General features: G+C 67.6%; 18 protein-coding genes. 16 read left to right on the top strand and 2 right to left on the bottom strand.

Features of this window, described 5'->3' with window-relative positions:
• Nucleotides 1-764 precede the first annotated feature (764 nt).
• On the top strand, nt 765-2,051 hold the full coding sequence (locus L6Q96_16185) for a VCBS repeat-containing protein (GenBank protein MCK6556097.1): 1,287 nt from the start codon (nt 765-767) through the stop codon (nt 2,049-2,051).
• A 60-nt stretch (nt 2,052-2,111) separates the two neighbouring features.
• On the opposite strand, the gene L6Q96_16180 is transcribed toward L6Q96_16185, so the two are convergent.
• Nucleotides 2,112-3,350 carry a M28 family peptidase gene (locus L6Q96_16180; GenBank protein ID MCK6556096.1) on the bottom strand — a complete coding sequence of 413 codons (1,239 nt, stop codon included), beginning with the start codon at nt 3,348-3,350 and terminating at the stop codon, nt 2,112-2,114.
• A gap of 166 nt (nt 3,351-3,516) precedes the next feature.
• On the opposite strand from L6Q96_16180, the gene L6Q96_16175 reads away from it, so the two are divergent.
• The 13 genes from L6Q96_16175 to L6Q96_16115 all read left to right on the top strand — a co-directional run bounded on the left by L6Q96_16175 (nt 3,517) and on the right by L6Q96_16115 (nt 12,942).
• Nucleotides 3,517-4,071, top strand: a complete 555-nt coding sequence (locus L6Q96_16175; protein MCK6556095.1) for a YqgE/AlgH family protein — start codon at nt 3,517-3,519, stop codon at nt 4,069-4,071.
• A gap of 5 nt (nt 4,072-4,076) precedes the next feature.
• Nucleotides 4,077-4,838: an enoyl-ACP reductase gene (locus L6Q96_16170; GenBank protein ID MCK6556094.1), complete on the top strand. Its 762-nt coding sequence runs from the start codon at nt 4,077-4,079 to the stop codon at nt 4,836-4,838.
• Nucleotides 4,839-5,116: 278 nt separating this feature from the next.
• Complete coding sequence (locus L6Q96_16165; GenBank protein ID MCK6556093.1) at nt 5,117-5,911, top strand: prolipoprotein diacylglyceryl transferase; 795 nt, start codon at nt 5,117-5,119, stop codon at nt 5,909-5,911.
• Between the two features lie 9 nt (nt 5,912-5,920).
• Nucleotides 5,921-6,298, top strand: a complete 378-nt coding sequence (locus L6Q96_16160; GenBank protein ID MCK6556092.1) for a DUF4124 domain-containing protein — start codon at nt 5,921-5,923, stop codon at nt 6,296-6,298.
• A gap of 20 nt (nt 6,299-6,318) precedes the next feature.
• Entirely contained in the window at nt 6,319-6,876 is a 558-nt protein-coding gene (locus L6Q96_16155; protein MCK6556091.1) for an isochorismatase family protein, read from the top strand.
• A 221-nt stretch (nt 6,877-7,097) separates the two neighbouring features.
• On the top strand, nt 7,098-8,351 hold the full coding sequence (locus tag L6Q96_16150; GenBank protein ID MCK6556090.1) for a site-specific integrase: 1,254 nt from the start codon (nt 7,098-7,100) through the stop codon (nt 8,349-8,351).
• Entirely contained in the window at nt 8,348-9,148 is an 801-nt protein-coding gene (locus tag L6Q96_16145) for a hypothetical protein (protein MCK6556089.1), read from the top strand. Before L6Q96_16150 ends, L6Q96_16145 begins: the two co-directional genes overlap by 4 nt.
• 48 nt (nt 9,149-9,196) lie before the next feature.
• Complete coding sequence (locus L6Q96_16140; protein ID MCK6556088.1) at nt 9,197-9,436, top strand: helix-turn-helix domain-containing protein; 240 nt, start codon at nt 9,197-9,199, stop codon at nt 9,434-9,436.
• Nucleotides 9,423-10,034: a CHC2 zinc finger domain-containing protein gene (locus tag L6Q96_16135; protein MCK6556087.1), complete on the top strand. Its 612-nt coding sequence runs from the start codon at nt 9,423-9,425 to the stop codon at nt 10,032-10,034. Before L6Q96_16140 ends, L6Q96_16135 begins: the two co-directional genes overlap by 14 nt.
• The gene (locus tag L6Q96_16130; GenBank protein ID MCK6556086.1) at nt 10,031-11,647 is read left to right on the top strand and encodes a DUF3631 domain-containing protein; all 1,617 of its coding nucleotides are present in this window, start codon (nt 10,031-10,033) and stop codon (nt 11,645-11,647) included. Before L6Q96_16135 ends, L6Q96_16130 begins: the two co-directional genes overlap by 4 nt.
• Nucleotides 11,644-12,195: a hypothetical protein gene (locus tag L6Q96_16125; protein MCK6556085.1), complete on the top strand. Its 552-nt coding sequence runs from the start codon at nt 11,644-11,646 to the stop codon at nt 12,193-12,195. The genes L6Q96_16130 and L6Q96_16125 overlap by 4 nt, the downstream gene beginning before the upstream one ends.
• A gap of 3 nt (nt 12,196-12,198) precedes the next feature.
• A complete protein-coding gene (locus L6Q96_16120; GenBank protein ID MCK6556084.1) occupies nt 12,199-12,516 on the top strand; it encodes a hypothetical protein in 318 nt (105 codons plus the stop codon).
• Between the two features lie 18 nt (nt 12,517-12,534).
• Complete coding sequence (locus L6Q96_16115) at nt 12,535-12,942, top strand: hypothetical protein (GenBank protein MCK6556083.1); 408 nt, start codon at nt 12,535-12,537, stop codon at nt 12,940-12,942.
• A gap of 282 nt (nt 12,943-13,224) precedes the next feature.
• Here L6Q96_16115 and L6Q96_16110 read toward each other — a convergent pair whose 3' ends face one another.
• Nucleotides 13,225-14,592, bottom strand: a complete 1,368-nt coding sequence (locus tag L6Q96_16110; GenBank protein MCK6556082.1) for an FAD-binding oxidoreductase — start codon at nt 14,590-14,592, stop codon at nt 13,225-13,227.
• A gap of 587 nt (nt 14,593-15,179) precedes the next feature.
• Here L6Q96_16110 and L6Q96_16105 point away from each other — a divergent pair.
• Together L6Q96_16105 and L6Q96_16100 are read left to right on the top strand one after the other, a co-directional pair.
• Nucleotides 15,180-15,800 (top strand): PEP-CTERM sorting domain-containing protein, encoded by a 621-nt coding sequence (locus tag L6Q96_16105; GenBank protein MCK6556081.1) that lies wholly within the window; start codon nt 15,180-15,182, stop codon nt 15,798-15,800.
• A gap of 123 nt (nt 15,801-15,923) precedes the next feature.
• Entirely contained in the window at nt 15,924-16,982 is a 1,059-nt protein-coding gene (locus L6Q96_16100; protein MCK6556080.1) for an alpha/beta hydrolase, read from the top strand.
• Nucleotides 16,983-17,180: the final 198 nt, after the last annotated feature.

Below are 17,180 nucleotides of genomic sequence, written 5' to 3'. Positions count from 1 at the left end.
CCGAGGTCTTCCTTGTACTGGCACTTCTGCTGCTCTTTGACACGGGTCGCCGTGTACTTCTGCAGTGCCTTGCCGATCGAGCGGTGGCAGTCGGTGATGGCGTTCGATTGCCCCTGTACGGGCGGGTCGGGGAGAGCGCCGTAGGCGACGGTGTTAGCGTCGGAGGCGCCGGTCTTGGCGCGGCAGGCGAGGCAGGTCGCGACGCTCGTATAGTCGGTGATCGCCACCGCGCAGGGCGACAGGCACAACGTGTATCCCAGCGAAGCTGGCGGGGGGACCGGGGAGACGCAGCGCTTCTGGGTCAGGGCGGTGAGCTTGGTCTCGGCCTTGCCGATCTTGCTCAGGCTATCGGCGGGAAGCTGGGCGGGGTCGTTGCAGTCCGTAGCGGCCGCGATGGTTCCGACCATGCGGGCGAGATGACATTTCTGCTGCTCGCGCGTTACGGTGTCGGCGAGTTTGCGGGCGCCCAAGCCGAGGACCTGGCGGCATTTCCCCTGTTCCTTCGGTATCTGGGCATCGCCACCCTGAGTAAAAATCAGGGCGCCAACTATCGGGAGCAAGAACAACCCCAGCAACCTGCTTCGCCGCATTGCAGCCCCCTGGACAGTGAATTAGCGGCTCTGACGCCCCTGCGTCCTCGAACTACCGCGATTGTCGACGTCTATCGTGGCAGCGCGCGAATTGTCAAGGCGAATCTGCTCCGCGAGCGCTCGCGTGCAGGCCCATTCTTGCCCTCGGCACGGGGCATTGGATAAGTTCCGTGCGTGTATACCGTCAGGCTGCGTATGGTCGTCGTTCGGAGTGCCGCCCGTTCGGGGTGCCGCTTTGCGCTCTCCGGCATTGTCGCTGTGAGCCTGCTCGGTGGCCACATTATACCGGTGGCAGCACAGTGCAGCGCCCCGAGCTTTGCCGCGCCGGTGGCGCTGGCGATCGATGGCGAACCACGCGAACTGGGGGCCGGGGACCTCACGGGAGACGGAATCGTCGATCTCGTGGTCAGCCGAAACGCGGCGGACGCGGTGACGGTTCTGCGCGGTGACGGCAAGGGCGGGTTTAGCCTCGCTACGGAGGCGGCAACCGGCGTTGCGCCCGAGGGCGTGGCGGTTGCCGACCTTACGGGGGACGGCGCGGCCGATGTCGCGGTGGCCAACGCGGGGAGCAACAGCGTTTCGTTGCTCGTTGGCGACGGCAAGGGGGGATTGCGTCCGGGCCCGGTGCTGGAGGTAGGGCAGGCTCCGACCGCGGTCATTGCCGTCGACATCGACCGTGACCAGCGCATGGACCTGGTGGTTGCCAATGCGCGTGGCGGCGATGCAAGCGTTCTGTTCGGCGAGGCGGAAGATCTCTGGGCGCCGGCGGTCTCGGTGCGGACCGGGGGCGGGTCGGCGGCGGTCGTGGCGACGGACCTGGACGGCGATACAACGATCGATTTTGCGGTGCCGAATGCGGATGACAACACCGTGTCGGTGGTGCGTCACGACGGCGCCCGCGGGTTTGGCTCGGCGGTCAACTTTCCGGTCGGCGTGATGCCGCGGTCGATCGTGGCCGGGTACTTCAATGGCGATCTGGCGCTGGATCTCGCTACCGCCAATCAGGGAAGCGATGACGTCTCGCTCCTCTTGAAGGAGCCGGGTGGTGGCTACACGTCGGGCACCAACGCGGCGGCGTGGCTCAGTCCGACGGCCATTGCCGCCGCCGACATCGACCGCGACGGTAACCTCGACTTCGTCGTGACGAATCGTGACGCAGGGGAGATCTCGGTGCTGGTCTCCGACGGGGCGGGCGGATTCGCCGCGCCGCTGCGACAGTCCGCGGGGGTGGCTCCTACGGGACTCGTGGTTGCCGATTTCAACGGCGACGCCAAGCTCGACGTCGCGGTTACGAATCCGACCAGGGGTACGGTGTCGGTGCTGTTGAATACGTGCACGTACATACCGTACCGGCGCTATCTGTTTGCCGTTGCGGCGGCAGTCGGCGCCGGGGCGGTGGCCGCGATCCTGTGGTTCTGGCTGGGCCGCCGCCGCAAGCGCCCTGGCGAAGCTGCGGTATAGCTTTGTGCCGCAGCTTCGGTCCGGCGATCGCGGGGCCGACGCCGGCGCGGCCTCCGGCCGTCATCCGACCGGTCCCGCTTCCCCCTTGAGAATGGCGCGCACGACTGCCGCACCGAAGTCCGCGGCACGAACCACCATCGTCAGGTCGATACCGTCGGTCGTGTCGTCGACCCGGTGGTAGTGGCGCGGTACCCCGTTGGGCTCCAGCGTAATCAACGACAGCGAGGGATAACCGGCGCGCGCCGGGACGTGCCCGTCGGTGCCGGCGAGGAGATCGGTGCCGGTAACCTGCCCGAAGGCGCCGCCGGCAGCGACCCGACGGGCCAGCTCGTTGAGCATCGGGGGGTAGTTGACGCGCGACAACAAACCTTCGCTCAGTATGTAGTGCAGGGCGCCGCCCCCGACACACTCGAAGTTGACGAAGTAGGTGGTTGCCGGCGGCCAGCCGGGGTGCTCGGCGACGAAAGCGTGCATCCCACAGCAACCGACCTCTTCGGCGCCGGTACCAACCACCCACAGCTCGACGTCCGCTGGCAGGTCCGGAAGCAACGACTCGGCGCAGGTGAGCATGGCGGCTACCGCCGAGGCATTGTCGTTGGCCCCCGGGGTCGCCCGCGCGAAAGCCCATTGGAGCCCCAACCCGGTGCCGAGCGCCAGCGCCAGCAGCATCAACGTGTGCAGCAGACCGAATAGAAAGCCGTGGGCGCCAAACCAGGCGGCCAGCGTGACGATGGCGCCGAGCCAGAGCACTCCGATCGACAACGTATGGGGCCCGCTTGGCTGCTGTCCCGGTTGGCGGGCCCCGCCGCTCGAGCGCGCGAAGCGGTCGGCGACAGCAGGAGAGAACAGGATGCCGGCCTGCGCGGCATCCAGATGGGCACTGAGAACCACGCGGCGGCTCGGCGTCTGACTGCCGGCGCGACCGACGACGTCGATCGAGTCGGGAGCTGGCAAGCCGCGCGTCAATACCCGGCGGCGATGACGCAACTCCTGCATGAAGGAGCAGGTTGCGAGCAGGGTAAGAACGACGCCCAGTAAGCCGCCGAGCCACGAACCTACCAGCGCAACGCCCATGTGAACGGCCAGCGACAGGCCGGCGCGTGGAGCCGAAGGAACCGGATGCGTGGCGACGTCGGCGATGCCGATCGCGCGCATCCAGGTCCCCGTGCGCTCCGCTGCCTGACGTTCCGAGCCCGTCCCGGCGTACCGTTCGGGCAGGGTGGCCAGGGCTTCGATCCATGTCCGCGCGCGGCTCTCGCGGTCGGTAGGGGAAGCGATTGCAGATGTCGTATCTTCCATGCGCGAAGCCTCCGCGGTCATGCAGGCGATGTAATGCGGCGGCGCACGTGTAACCTGCGACCGCCGGATCGCGCAAGTGGTACGCCGGGGATCGACCCGCCATTGACTTGCACCGGAGGCGCCGCGAGAATCCGCGCAGTCCGAAGTCGAGGATGGCCTTCTCAGGATGACCGAAGCGTCTCTTGCCCCGACCCTGCTGCTGGCGATGCCCCAGATGACCGATCCCAATTTCGCCCGCAGTGTCGTGCTGCTGTGTCGACACGAACGCGAAGGGGCGATGGGACTCGTCGTGAACCGGCGCACCGAGACCCTGGTTTCCGACCTGGTCGAACTCGACCCGCCGGTGGATAACAAGTGCCCGCTGGAGATCTGGGTCGGCGGTCCCGTCGAGCCGGAGCGCGGGTGGTTGCTGCTCGGCTACGACCCCGGTTCCGGCGAAACGCTGGACGTGGGCGTCGGTCTGCACCTCTCCGGATCGGCAGAAGTCTTGCGGCGACTGCTGGAAGCCCCGCAGGCGCAACCGCAGACGCGCTTCCTGCTGGGTTATGCCGGGTGGGCCGGCGGCCAACTCGAGTCGGAGCTGGCGGCGTCGGCGTGGTTGACGGCGCCGGTATCCCGGGCGCTGATTTACGACACCCCCGCCGCTGACATGTGGGAGGCGGCGATTCGCAGCCTCGGCATCGACCCGTACTCGCTCCAGATGGGCGGAGGTATCCACTGAGCGGGCTGCTCGCCGACAAGCGCGCCGTAGTCTTCGGCGTCGCCAACGACCACAGTATTGCCTGGTCGATCGCGCGAGCCTTCCACCGCGAGGGGGCGCGGCTGGCGCTCACCTACGTGGGCGAGAACATCGAACGCCGCGTTCGTCCGCTGGCCGCTTCGCTCGGGGTCGATCTGGTTCTTCCGTGCGACGTCGCCAATGACGCCGATATCGCCGCGACTTTCCGCGCGCTGGAAGGGGAGTGGGGCGGGGTCGACGTCGTCGTTCATGCGGTGGCGTTCGCGATGCGCGACGAGTTGAAGGGTCGCTTCCTGGAGACCTCGCGACTGGGGTTCCAGGTGGCGCTCGATATCAGCGTCTACTCGTTGGTCGCCATAGCGCGGTGCGCGGAGCCTTTGCTCGGGGCAGGGGCGTCGATCCTGACGCTAACGTACTTCGGCGCCGAGAAGGTCCTCCCCGGTTATAACGTCATGGGCGTGGCCAAGGCGGCGCTGGAGGCGAGCGTGCGTTATCTCGCCTGGGATCTCGGGCCACGGGGAGTCAGGGCGAACGCGATCTCGGCGGGGCCGATTCGGACGCTATCGTCGGCTGGGATTACCGGGTTCAAGACGATGTTGCATCATCACGCCGAGCGCGCTCCGTTGCGGCGCAACGTGACGGGAGAAGAGGTGGCGCAAACTGCCGTGTATCTGTGCAGTGAGCTGGGCAGCGCGGTGACCGGTGAGGTCATCCACGCCGATGCCGGTTACAACATCGTCGGCGCCTGAAGGCGCCGTTGCCTCAGCGATGATGCCGCTGCGGAGTCGGCCGGGCGAGGGCCCGGCGCAAGATGACGATGCCGATGAGGCACGCCGCGATTTCCAACAACCGCGGGTCAGCGAGGGTCGCGAGAAGTTGAGATTCCATATCGTCCTGCCTCGTGCGAGTTGTCCGCCGCACTGCCGCGCATCCGCTCACGCTTCTTTTATAAACGACGCAATGGATGCTCGCAGAAAAGAATTGCCTTCGCGCATCGCGCATGCGCTCTGCGTGTGAGTGACAGAGCATGCTGCCGACGCTCTTCCATATCGGCGACATCCCCGTCGGCAGTTTCTGGGTGATGGCCTTCCTCGGTTTCTTCGTCGCCTTTCTCGTCGTGCGCAGCGAGGTCGAGCGTCACGGGTGGCCGCCGGTACTGGCCTACGACATCACGCTCGCGGCGTACGTTGGCGGTTGGGTCGGTGCGCGGCTGTTCATGATCCCGACGGGGTGGGAGCTGTTCGTCGAGGACCCCGTCGGTTTCCTGCTCTCCTCCAGCGGCTGGGTGTGGTACGGCGGCGCGATCGGCGGCGCGGCAGGCGTCATTCTGCTCGGGCGACGCCGCGGCGTACCTACGCTGGTGCTCGGCGATATCTGCGCTCCGGCGTTGGCTCTCGGCTTTGCCGTCGGTCGCATCGGATGCCAGCTCTCCGGCGATGGCGACTACGGCATTCCCACCGACCTGCCCTGGGGCATGAGCTATCCCGACGGGGTCGTGCCGACGCAGGATCGTGTCCACCCGACCCCGGTCTACGAGACGGTGGTCTCGCTGGCGATCTTTGCCTACCTGTGGCGCCGGCGGTTGTCGGCGCCGCCCGTCGGCGACCTGTTGGGGCGCTACCTGGTGTTGTCGTCGTCGCTGCGCTTTCTGGTCGAGTTCGTGCGGCGCAATCCGGCCTGGCTGGTGGGCCTGACCACGGCGCAGTGGACGAGTATCGGTTTGATTGTCCTCGGCATCGCACTGGTAAGGCACGCGGGTCGCCACCGCGGCCGTCCCGTTGAAGGGGATGGCGCGGTTGCCGGAATGGCCCTCACGGCGTAGAGTGCCGCCATGAAAACCGGTCTGCTGACCGTGGGGCTGTTCCTGCTGGCGGCTCCGACGTGGGCGGACATCATCGAGTGGCGAGACGAAAACGGGGTCCGTCACTTCACGAACATGCGAGCCGAGGTGCCGGGCGAGTATCGGGAGGCGGCGCAGGTCATCTGCCCACTGGTCACGACCTCGTTCGATCAGGGCCGTTCGCGGCACCTGACCTTGCGCATGTTGTTGCAGGAGCAGTTCGCGGTCGACCGTGCCGGTCCGTACATGTTCGTCGAACGTCTCATCCCGCCGTTCGGGTACGTGCCGATGGGACCGCAGCTAAGCCCCATACTGGCCCGTGGATTGCCGAACAGCGTGCCCCTGACCGCGCGCGTGATCACGCGCTGACGCCGTCGAACCGTTACGCCATGGCCCATCCTCGTGTACTCGAGCGCGAGCGCAGTGTGCTCGTCGTCATCGACGTCCAGGAAGGGTACCGCGGCAAGACCGCGCACCACGATCGCATGGTGCGCGGAGTGCAAACGCTGGTGCGGGCCGCGCACGCGGTCGGTGTGCCGATTCTGGCGACGGAGCAGTATCCGAAAGGGATTGGCCACCTGCTGCCGGAGGTGACCGAACACCTGGGCCCCGCGGTGCCGGTAATCGAGAAGCTATCTCTGAGCTGCTGGGGCGCGCGGGCGTTTGTCGAGGCGTTGCGGCGGTTGGAGCGCCGCCAGGTCGTGGTGTGCGGTATCGAGGCGCATGCCTGCGTCAACCAGACGGTACACGATCTGCTCGAATGCGACTACGCGGTGCACCTGCCGGTTGACGCCATCTCGGCCCGCTTCGAGCACGACTTCAGGGTCGGGATCGACAAGATGTGCGGTTCCGGCGCGGTGCCCTCGACGGTGGAGATGGTCTGTCTGGAGTGGGTGCGCACGGCGGCAGCGCCGGAGTTCAAGGCGATCCACCGGATGATCAAGTAAGACCATCCGCCGAGCGCCGCCGCCCCGCGGCCACAGCTCACGACAGCTTCATCATCCCACTTTGAGCGTTACGACGGGTTACGTCGTATGACGATAGACTGCGAAATGCCCTTGAACGGCAAGGGCTATCGCGGTATCTGCGTGGGTATGGGAAGCGACGCATTGCGACGCATTATGCTTCGGCTGGCTTCCGCGAGTGCGTCCGGAAAGGTCGTGTGACGATGGGTGAGTTGCTGACGTTGTCGGTCCCGCGCCGGCGCCGACTGCCGCGGGCTGAGCGCTGCGCGAAGTTGACGAAACGCACCGTCGACGGGCTGAAGCCCGACCCGTCGGGCAAGGACGTGTGGCTGTGGGACCTCGACGTGCGCGGCTTTGGGGTGCGCGTCCTGCCGTCGGGCAAGGTCGTGTACTGCTGCCAGTATAGGGACCTCGACGGGCGCACCCGTCGGTACAAACTGGGGCAGCATGGTCCGCTAACGCCTGAACAAGCGCGCACGCTGGCGCAGCAGGTCCTGGGCAAGGTGGCGATGGGCGAGAATCCCAGCGTCGAGCGTCGCGCCCGACGGGCTGCCGCCCGCGCCAAGCGCGCGTCGACCGTGGCGCATGTCGTCGACGCCTACATGCTGCACATCGCGCGGACGGCGAAGGCGTCGACGCAAAAGGGGTTCCGGGCGTTGGCCGAGTACGTCATCAAGGCGCGATGGGGGACCCTGCCCGCCGACGCCCTGACGCGCGACATGCTGCAAGGCTACCTCGTGGAGGCGTCAGGAACGCCGACGCACGCCAACCGTGCGCTGGCGCTGCTGGGTGCAGCCTACCGACGGGCAGGGCTGCCGTCGCCGACGGTCGGAGTGGAGCGCAATCGGGAACAGCGACGGGACCGCTACCTGTCAGAACCGGAGCTGGCGCGGTTGGGCGCGGCTTTGAAAGAGGCAGAAACCGTCGGCACGGTGCCCGTCGAGGCGGTGTGGGCAACGAAGCTCCTACTGCTGACCGGCTGCCGCCGCGGCGAAATATGCGGGCTGACGTGGAACGCCGTCGACCTCGACGCCGGGGTCCTGCGGCTTCGCGACGCGAAGGCGGGACCGCGCCTCGTGCCATTGCCGTCGGCTGCCGTCGACCTGCTGCGCAGCCTGCCGCGTATCGGGGACTTCGTCATCCCGGGACCCCGCGCGGCGGCGCCCATGCACGGGGACGTCTACCTGCGGCATTGGCAGGTCATCCGGAACGCCGCGGGACTGCCCGACGTGCATGTCCATGACCTGCGGCACACGGTCGGCACCTTTGCCGGGGCTGCTGATGTCGGAGCGCAGCAGATACGGCACATGCTGGGGCATGCGTCGTCGTCGGTCGGCGACCGGTACGTGAGCGCGAACATGCCGAAATTGCGCGAGGCAGCGGACCGCACAACGGCTGGCATCCTCGCTGCGCTCGAAGGGAATGTCGACGGTCGGGAAGGGGATCCCGAACGATGAAGGGAACGCCCGTTACCGTCCAGTATCCCCACCCGGACCCGCGCATTGAAGCGTTGCGCCACATCATCGCCGCCGCGGAAGCCGAGCTGGTACGGCTACGGCTGCCGGCCGACGCGTGGCGGACCCTCGACGTGATCCCATCGGGCAGCGGGACCGCGCTGGGTATCGGCATGTCCTACGTCGCCGAAGATATGCACGCCGTCCTGGGGCTATGCTGGCGCACCCTGCGAGAAGGGCGCCCGTCGCCTGCCTATCAGGCGTTGCGCCGCTGCGCCGACCGGCTGCTGCGGGAGCATCCGGAGTGGGACCGGCGCGTTGCGATGATGCAAGCCTGCGTGGCGCGTCCTGATCTGCTCTCTCGCCACGAACGGACGTGGCGTAAGTACGAACCGCACCGCGAAAAGACACCCGCCTACGCTGCCGCCGAACGCGCCGCCGTGGCGCAGTACGGGCTGGCGCACCTCGCCGACCCGCGCGCCGCGTGGGCGGTTGCGCGCACGGTCGGGCAAGAGGAAGGGACTGGACCCGCCCGGGACGCCGCCATGCGCGACCTGCTGACGCGCTACGGTGCGGTCATCAGGACCGGCGAGAAGATGCACGACGCAACCAAGCGCGCGCGCGGCGCACGCCGCCTACCGGACTGGAAGGCAATACGCGCCGCCGACCGGCAGCAGCTACGCGAGAAGCCGCACGTCGTCAGCAAGCTCAAGCGCGCAAAGGCGCTCGCGGACAAATTCGGTTGGAGCGTCGAAGCTATCCGAAAGCGACTCCCTACGGTGCGGCGCAATCGGGAATAGTTGGTATCAGCGTAGTCGCACCAATCGCCATGCAGCTACGTCGGTCGCATGGCGAACACACCGACCAACGGCAATCACACTGTAGGGCTCCTGAACGAAACCGACGCCGCGCGTCGACTGGCGCTGAGCGTCGCCACCCTGCGCCGCTGGCGATGGGCAGGACGCGGTCCTGCCTTCCGTAAGTTGGGCGCCGCGGTCAGATACGCTGCCGCCGACCTCGACGCCTACGTTGCGGCGAGCGTCCGCACGTCGACGTCCGACGACGGGAACGCGCATGCCGCCGATTGACTTCGCGGCGCTGCGCGACGCCGTACGCGTGGCGGACGTGCTCGGCGCACACGGCCACGAGCTGCGCCGGGACGGGCGCTGCTGCTGCCCGCTGTGCGGGAGCGCCAACCCGAGCACCCTGTCGACGTATGCCGACGGCAGCCGCTGGCGATGCTGGGCCTGCGGCGCGCACGGCGACGCACTCGATATGGAGCGGCAGCTAGCGGGCTGCGACCTGCGCACCGCTGCGGCGACGCTCGCAGGCTGGGCGGGGCTGAGCGGGACGCCGACTGCCCGTCGAGAGGACGTTGCACGGTCCCAACTTGCGAACCGCCGACGGGCTGCCCTCCTGCGCTGGGCGCACGTCGAGGCGCGCGTGGCTGCCGACGCCGCCCGCGACGCCGACGACGACGTCGAATGGACGGCAACCATGCTCGCCAAGGTCGCCGCTGCCGGCGACGTCGTCACGGCAAGGCTCCTGCGGCAGACCCTCGCCGACGTCGAACGCACCGCCCTCGACGCTGACGCCCACTGGCGCGGATTCGAGGACGCCCTTGCCGCCAGGAACGTCGACACCATCGCCGACATCTACCGCGCCGCCGCGGGGACCTCGTCATGACCGTCAACCTGGGCACCGACGACTGGGGCACGTTGGACGCCGACGGGCAGGACGGGACCGGACCTGCGACCGTCCTTGCCCTTAGCGGGGTCGGGCTGCTGCAACCGGGCGCCGACCTTGCCGACGTCGAGGCGACACTGCGCAGGCTGGCAGACGCTTTGGGCACCGCCGACCCGCTACGGTGCGCGGTCGTTCGAGAAGCTGCCATCAAGAAGCTCAGGGACGTGGGCGTCAAGACTGCCTCCGCAATGGTCGACGCCGCGCTGGGGACCGCCGACGATCCCGACGGCACGCCCGACGGGCAGGGAGCGCCGCTGACGGTTACCGACGATCCGCCCGCCGATCACGCCGTTGACGGCGCCGAGTGGCTGACTGACGTGGTCGACCTGCTACGCACGTACGTTGTCATGCAGGATGGTTGCCCGGAGGCTGCCGCCCTGTGGACGCTGGCGACGTTCGCCGTCAAAACCCTCGACGTGGCGCCACTACTCGCCGTGACGTCGCCGACGCCGCGCTGCGGCAAGTCGACGCTCCTGTCCCTGCTGACGCGCCTGACGGCCCGCGCGCTGCCAGCGTCGAATTGCAGTCCATCGGCGCTATTCCGTTGCGTCGAAGGACTGCGCCCAACCCTAATGATCGACGAAGCGGACACCTTCGTCGGCGACAACGAAGAGCTACGCGGTATTCTGAATTGTGGACACACCCGCGCACTGGCGTTCGTCATTCGGAACGTGGGGGACCAGCATGAACCCCGGCAGTTCAACGTGTTCGGGTTCAAGGCCATCGCCCTCATTGGCAGGCTGAAGGCGACGCTCGCCGACCGGAGCGTCGAAATCGGCATGCGGCGCCGCGCGCCCGGAGAACACGTCGACCGCCTGCGACTCGACCGGCTGGATTCGGCCTGTCGCCGCCTGCGCCGAGAGGCAACCCGCTGGGCTGCCGACCACGCCACCGAGCTGCGTCATGCCGACCCGGCGATGCCCCCGAGTCTCCACGACCGCGCCGCCGACAACTGGCGCGGACTCATCGCCATTGCCGACCTCTGCGGTCCCGAGTGGGGACGCCGCGCCCGTGACGCTGCCGTCACCCTGTCGGGCTCGGACCTTGATGACGGGGACGCTGGCATCCTGCTGTTGGACGACATCAGGGCCATCTTCGCCGACGACGGGGACGCCGACCGGCTGCGGACCGATGTCCTGCTGCACCGGCTCTGCGCGCTGCCAGAACGCCCCTGGGGCGAGTGGCGCCGGGGCAAGCCGTTGACCGCCCGGGGGCTCGCCCGGCTGCTGACCCCGTTCGGTGTCCAATCGAAGCAGATACGAATGGGCGCCGAGAACAAGCACGGCTACGCCCGCGCCGACTTCGCCGAGAGTTTTTCCCGGTATCTGCGGGCTACCCAGAATCTATCCCTACCCGCTACAACGCTACAACCCGCGCCAGACAAGGGTTTCCGCAGTTTTCTATCCGCTACACCCGCCGACCCTGTAGCGGATACGAAACGCGGAAAAGCCGCGCCAGACAAGGGTTGTAGCGTTGTAGCGGATGCGAAACCCGGGAAGGGCGAAACCGGGGACTTTTTCGCCGCTACCGACGGGCTGAGGGGAGACTCATGACCGCCGCCCGGATTCTCGCCGGCCTTGCCAGCCTGGGCGCGACCTGCGCGCCGTCGGCAGGCGACCGGCTGCGCTGGTGGTGTCCGAGCGACGCCGACGCCGGGAAGGTCAACACCATCGTCAGCACGAACAAGCCGGCGTTGCTGGCCGAGTTGCTGCCCGACCCGCTGGCACCGTTCGACGTGCTTCTAGGGCAGGCGTGCGAGCGTATCCGCACGTTCTGGCAGGCTGGCGCCCGGTTCCCGCACCCGCGTTACGAGACTGCGATTGAACGGGGAGCCGCCGCCGGGGACCGGGACGCGTTCCTGGGCGCAACCGCCGACTGGCTGCTGTGCCATTGGGCTGCCGTCGTCGACCTCGCACCCTGCCCGCATGTCCGGGACCCGCGGTTGATTCGCTGGCACCGGGACCTGCCCGACGGTGCCGTGTGTGGGCGCTGCTTCGTGCTTCTCGACGGGACCCGGCGCGCCGCCGACCCGGCCCCGACCGACACCCCGCCCGCAGCCCCACATCAACTGCACATGACCAACGTTCCCAACCGGGGGTGACGCATGCGCACCGACCTCTGGAAGCGACTCGACCGCCTCGAAACGCTCGCCCGACGGGCTGTGACGCTGCCGCCCGACGACCCCGCCGACCGGGAACGGGACCGCGCGTTCTGGCAAGACATCGTCGACGCCTATCCCGTGCCCGACCCGGACCCGTCGGCAGCGCTGGCGATGAGGGTTGCTGCGGCTACCGCGTGCCATCCCGACCTGCGCGCCGACCTCGAAGGGCTGGCAGCCCACGATGGACCCCGCGGCGAGCTAGGACGCCGCCTGCTGTGGATGGCGGAACGGGTTGCGCCAGCGCCCGAACGCGCGCCGTAGGGCACGGCACGGCTTCTCATGGCACCACCGAGCAAACACACGAGACTCGACGCCCTGACCCGCCGGCATCGGCTGGCAATCGAAGCGTTGCTGCAATCGCCGAGCGTACAGGACGCGGCGAGGCTGTCGGGTATCCCGTCGCGCAGCTTGTACCGCTGGCTACAGGACCCGACGTTTCGAGACGCCTACGCCGCCGCCGGGCGAGAGGCGTTAAGTTTGACCGTCGGGAAGCTCAAGAGCGCGACCGGCGCCGCGTTGCAGACCTTGCAGGGTTGCCTCGCCGACCCATCGGGCGCCGTCAAGGTTTCTGCCGCACGATGCATCCTCGACACCGCCGTCAAGGTGGATATCGACGACCTTGGCCGACGGGTCGAAGCGCTGGAACGCCAGCGGGACCCGGGGACCCGAGCGCTGGGCTGTGACTGACCCTGCCGGCTGTGGTGCCGTCGTCGAGGCGCCCGACGCCGCCGCCGCCGGCATACCGGGTTGACGCCCACGGCGACGCCGCCGGGCGGTACTCCGCGCGTCAACGGCCGTTCGCGCTGCTGAGACACCGGCACCCGCCGGAAGCCGACCTGCTGCCTGCGGCTTCCGTTCTGCTTCCGGCGTCGTTCCAGGCCCCTGGTTATCCACAGCCCATTGGGCGACAGAAACGTCAGGTATATCGATATGATGGACGGCTTATCCACAGCCGCTAGGCGTCCGATTTCACGACAGCTTCATCATCAGGCGCACTGCCAGCGGGTCGACCTTGGGTTTGCCCCTGCGGTCCTGCCGAAGCAGGCTGCGGCGCGCGAGATGCACGCCCGCCCAGCGTAGCGGCTCGGGCGGGAACGGCACCGGCCGGCTGCGAACGAAGCACAGGTCGGTGAGTTCGGACTGGCGGTCCAGAACAAGGTCGCGCAGGATTTGTCCGCCGGTGTGGCTGGGCGCAACGCCATGGCCGGAGTAGCCGAAGCCATAGACCACCCGGCCGTCTTGCACACGACCGAAAGTGGGCACGAAGCGGCTGGTCACGGCGATCGGCCCGCCCCACGCGTGGGTGAACCGGATGCCTGCAAGCTGGGGGTAGATGGACAGCAGGTCGCGCCGCAGGCGGTCGAACAAGGCGGGGTTACGGTCGTGGGCCGGGTCGACGTGCGAGCCAAAGAAGTAGGGCGCATCTTCGCCGCCCATGAGGATCCGACCGTCGGCGGTGGGTCGGTAGTAGTGGATATAAGTGCGCTTGTCCTCCATGCCCTGTCGTCCCTGCCAGCCGATCGACGCCCACTGCGCCTCGCTCAGAGGCTCGGTGAGGACGATGTACGAATACAGCGGGATGAAGAGCCGACGGAATTCCGGGAACCGACCGGAGTAGGCATTGGTGGCGAGCACTACCTTGTCCGCGACGACGACGCCATGTCGGGTGCGAATCCGCATGGCGTCCGTGCCGCGCTCGATGCCTTCGACGGGAGTCTGCTCGTAGACGACACCGGTCAATTGGCGCACGACGCGCGCCAGGCCGCGCGCCAGACGCGCCGGGTTGACCAGCGCGCCGGTCTTTTCTTCGAGGCCGCAGCGGTACAGCGGCGACTGGATCTCGCGGCGCAATTCGTCGCCGGGAATGAAGCGGACGTCGGTGAGGCCGAGGGTCTCGGCGGCGCGGACGTCGGCCTCGACACGTGGAACCTGACTGTCGTCGAGGGCGGCGCCGATGAATCCCGTCTTTCGGTAGTCGCAGTCGACACTGTGCTCGGTGCAGAAGCGCCCGATGTCATCGACCGAACGCGCGACGGCGGCGTGAGCGTTACGGGCGGACTCGACGCCGAAGGCCGTGACGAACTGGTGCAAGGTGGGCCCGAGCAACGTCATCGCAAAGCCGCCGTTACGCCCGCTGGCTCCATAGCCAACGACCTCGGCTTCGATCACGGCGACTTTCAGCGACGGCTGCGCGCGCAAGAGGAAGTAGGCGGTCCAGAGCCCGGTAAAGCCGCCGCCCACAATGGCTATGTCGACGGTCACGTCCCCGGCCAGAGGCGGGCTGGCCGTGTACGGGTCGGCTTCCAGCCAGAAACTACGGCTTGCGAAATCGGACATCGTGACTCCTCTCCGGCGCGAAGCGAAGACGCCGCCCGTTGTCTACACCAATTGCCCGCGCGACGCAGCGGCTGCCGGGTCGAAAGATGCCGGCGGAAAGGAAGGATCGACCGATGAATCGGTATCGGTATCGAGGCAAATGCTAGCATCGCCCCGAGCGCCCAGTACGCGGTGGGCAGTCGATCGATACCGAACGCGAAAGCGATACCGACCCCGCCGACGGAGCCGGGGGAGACCGGAGAAGCTGCCGAACCGGACGCGCTGCTCCAGGCTGGCGCTAAGGAGTCGATCGACAGACGAGTCGCGTCGCGGTTTGGTGCCCGGAGGGTGACCGCAAGCGATCGACGCCTTGACCGGGTCGGATTTCCGTACAGTCCATGCTTTCTCGGCTGTCGCCCCAATAACCGTTGCGCGGTTGGGCGAAAGCGAGACCCGTGATCCGCTGCGGTCGGGTCAGGCGTAGGGAAACTGTACATTCCTCGATGCCGTCGAGGCCCGTGTCGATTCTAACGTAAGGGCCACTGTGCGTGGCATAGGCGGTGCATTCTGGGTAGGGCTTTTTGTATAAACCGCCGAGGGTCTCACTGATGACTGGACTGCTGACGCGATTACTGGCTCCGCTTGCCGTGGCAACGCTCGTGTTGGTGGGGGGACGGCCCGCCGGCGCGGTCCCGATCGATTTCGAGTCGCTGGTCGATCTGGAGGTGGTAACCGGCCAATTCGCCGGGCAAGGGGTGACGTTCGGCAACACGATTGCCCTGGTGGACGGTTCGATCGGTGGCTCGTTGAACGAAGTCGAATTCCCGCCGCAGTCCGGCTGGACGGTCGTGTCCGACGATGGCGGTCCGATGACGCTGGTGTTTGGGACGGCGGTAGGGGTGGTTTCCGGCTACTTCACGTATAATACCGCGCTGACTCTCGAAGCCTTCAGCGATACGGCGGGAACGATATCGATCGGTAGCATAAGCTCTCTGTACAACAGCAACACGGCGGTAAGCGGCGACCCAGGGTCGAGTCCAAACGAATTTCTCCAGCTCCTGGGCCTCGGACCGATAGGAAGCGTGCGGATTACCGGCGCACCGACCGGTGGGTCGTTCACGATGGACGATCTCAGCGTCGATCCCGTGCCCGAGCCGGGTACACTTATTCTCGTCGGCAGCGGCCTTGCAGCGGTGTGGCGAGTCCGACGGGGCCGGCGATCTAGTTGAGTCGGGCCGGCCCGGGCCACCTGCGCAGCGACGCCATGACCCGGACGTTACCGGTTCGTTAGGCGGGCCTGTCACCGCCCCTCCCTTGACGCGACGGCGATCATCGGGTCATGAGAGCTGCCCATGACGTACGATCCCTTTGCCCGTGGCATTTATCCCGTTGGCGTTCGCACCCTCGAGGCGACCGACAGCGCGCGCGGTAACCGGGCGCTGCCGATCGAGGTGTGGTATCCGGCAACCGACGCGCATGCCGGCCAGGACCTGGCTGACGCAACGCGTGACCACTACGACGTGATGCCGGGCTTCCCGCCGGTGTGGCAGGCCGCCGTGCGCGACGCTGCGGCGCGCGACGCCCGCTGGCCGCTGGTCGCGTTCTCGCACGGCTTCGGCGGTCACCGGCGCCAATCGACGTTTCTGTGCACCCATCTTGCGAGCCACGGCTACGTCGTGGCGGCAGTCGATCACACCGGCAACACGGTGCTCGACATCCTCCAACTGATGATCTCGTTGCAGGCCGGGGGGGCCATGCCGCACACCCACACGATGCTCGAGGAGTTCATCGGCCTGCGCCCCGTCGATATCGCCTTCATGATCGACCGCGTCGCGACGGATGTGGCGGGCCAGGTCGATCTCTCGCGCATCGGGATGACGGGGCACAGTTTCGGCGGCTGGACGACCCTCACGTACACCGCACGGGATCCGCGCGTCTGCGCGGCGTTGCCCCTGGCGCCGGCCGGCGGTGCAACGCCGCTGCCGGCGGACGCGCTGCGGGACAGTGTCGAACTGCGTTGGGGACGGCCCGTGCCGACCTTGTACCTCGTGGCTGACCGGGACACGCTGTTGCCACTCGACGGAATGCGCGGGCTCTACGCCCGGACCGCGGCGCCCAAGCGCATGGTGGTCCTCCGCAACGCCGACCACATGCACTTCTGCGACCGCGTGGAAGAGGTCCACGAGTTGTTCCGCTCCATGCCGCCCCCGGGGGAGTTTGCGCAGTTGGCGCAGTTGGTGCCGCCGATCGGCGAACTCTGCTCCGGCGAGGACGCGTACCTATACGTTCGCGGCCTCGGTTTGGCCCACATGGACGCCCATCTCAAGAACAACGAACAGGCTGCCGCGCTGGTCGCCGGCGATATAGCAGCAACGCTCGCCGCACGCGGGGTCGCGGTGTCCGTGGAGTGAGAACAGCCGGGACCCTTGCGTTGGGCTATCGCACCGGTGTGGCGAGTCCGACGGGCCACCGCTTCAGGAGCCTGTCGGAGAAAGCGGCCCCTCGCCCTTTGACGGGCTCAGCGCGGGCTGACGCCCGCAACCCATTGCGGAATGCGGATTGCGGAACTCATGAATCCGTCGTCCGCAATCCGAAATCCGCATTCCGAA

The sequence above is a fragment of the Candidatus Binatia bacterium genome (assembly GCA_023150935.1).
Classification (GTDB): Bacteria; Desulfobacterota; Binatia; order HRBIN30; family HRBIN30; genus JAKLJW01.
The sequence above is the reverse complement of the archived record's forward strand: the minus strand, read 5'-3'. Positions and strand labels throughout refer to the sequence as shown.

Coding starts and splice junctions, on each gene's coding strand:
- L6Q96_16110 (MCK6556082.1), bottom strand. CDS start 14,592: ATGTCCGATTTCGCAAGCCGTAGTTTCTGGCTGGAAGCCGACCCGTAC.
- L6Q96_16130 (MCK6556086.1), top strand. CDS start 10,031: ATGACCGTCAACCTGGGCACCGACGACTGGGGCACGTTGGACGCCGAC.
- L6Q96_16160 (MCK6556092.1), top strand. CDS start 5,921: ATGAAAACCGGTCTGCTGACCGTGGGGCTGTTCCTGCTGGCGGCTCCG.
- L6Q96_16145 (MCK6556089.1), top strand. CDS start 8,348: ATGAAGGGAACGCCCGTTACCGTCCAGTATCCCCACCCGGACCCGCGC.
- L6Q96_16150 (MCK6556090.1), top strand. CDS start 7,098: ATGGGTGAGTTGCTGACGTTGTCGGTCCCGCGCCGGCGCCGACTGCCG.
- L6Q96_16175 (MCK6556095.1), top strand. CDS start 3,517: ATGACCGAAGCGTCTCTTGCCCCGACCCTGCTGCTGGCGATGCCCCAG.
- L6Q96_16140 (MCK6556088.1), top strand. CDS start 9,197: ATGGCGAACACACCGACCAACGGCAATCACACTGTAGGGCTCCTGAAC.
- L6Q96_16115 (MCK6556083.1), top strand. CDS start 12,535: ATGGCACCACCGAGCAAACACACGAGACTCGACGCCCTGACCCGCCGG.
- L6Q96_16180 (MCK6556096.1), bottom strand. CDS start 3,350: ATGGAAGATACGACATCTGCAATCGCTTCCCCTACCGACCGCGAGAGC.
- L6Q96_16125 (MCK6556085.1), top strand. CDS start 11,644: ATGACCGCCGCCCGGATTCTCGCCGGCCTTGCCAGCCTGGGCGCGACC.
- L6Q96_16165 (MCK6556093.1), top strand. CDS start 5,117: ATGCTGCCGACGCTCTTCCATATCGGCGACATCCCCGTCGGCAGTTTC.
- L6Q96_16100 (MCK6556080.1), top strand. CDS start 15,924: ATGACGTACGATCCCTTTGCCCGTGGCATTTATCCCGTTGGCGTTCGC.
- L6Q96_16120 (MCK6556084.1), top strand. CDS start 12,199: ATGCGCACCGACCTCTGGAAGCGACTCGACCGCCTCGAAACGCTCGCC.
- L6Q96_16155 (MCK6556091.1), top strand. CDS start 6,319: ATGGCCCATCCTCGTGTACTCGAGCGCGAGCGCAGTGTGCTCGTCGTC.
- L6Q96_16135 (MCK6556087.1), top strand. CDS start 9,423: ATGCCGCCGATTGACTTCGCGGCGCTGCGCGACGCCGTACGCGTGGCG.
- L6Q96_16105 (MCK6556081.1), top strand. CDS start 15,180: ATGACTGGACTGCTGACGCGATTACTGGCTCCGCTTGCCGTGGCAACG.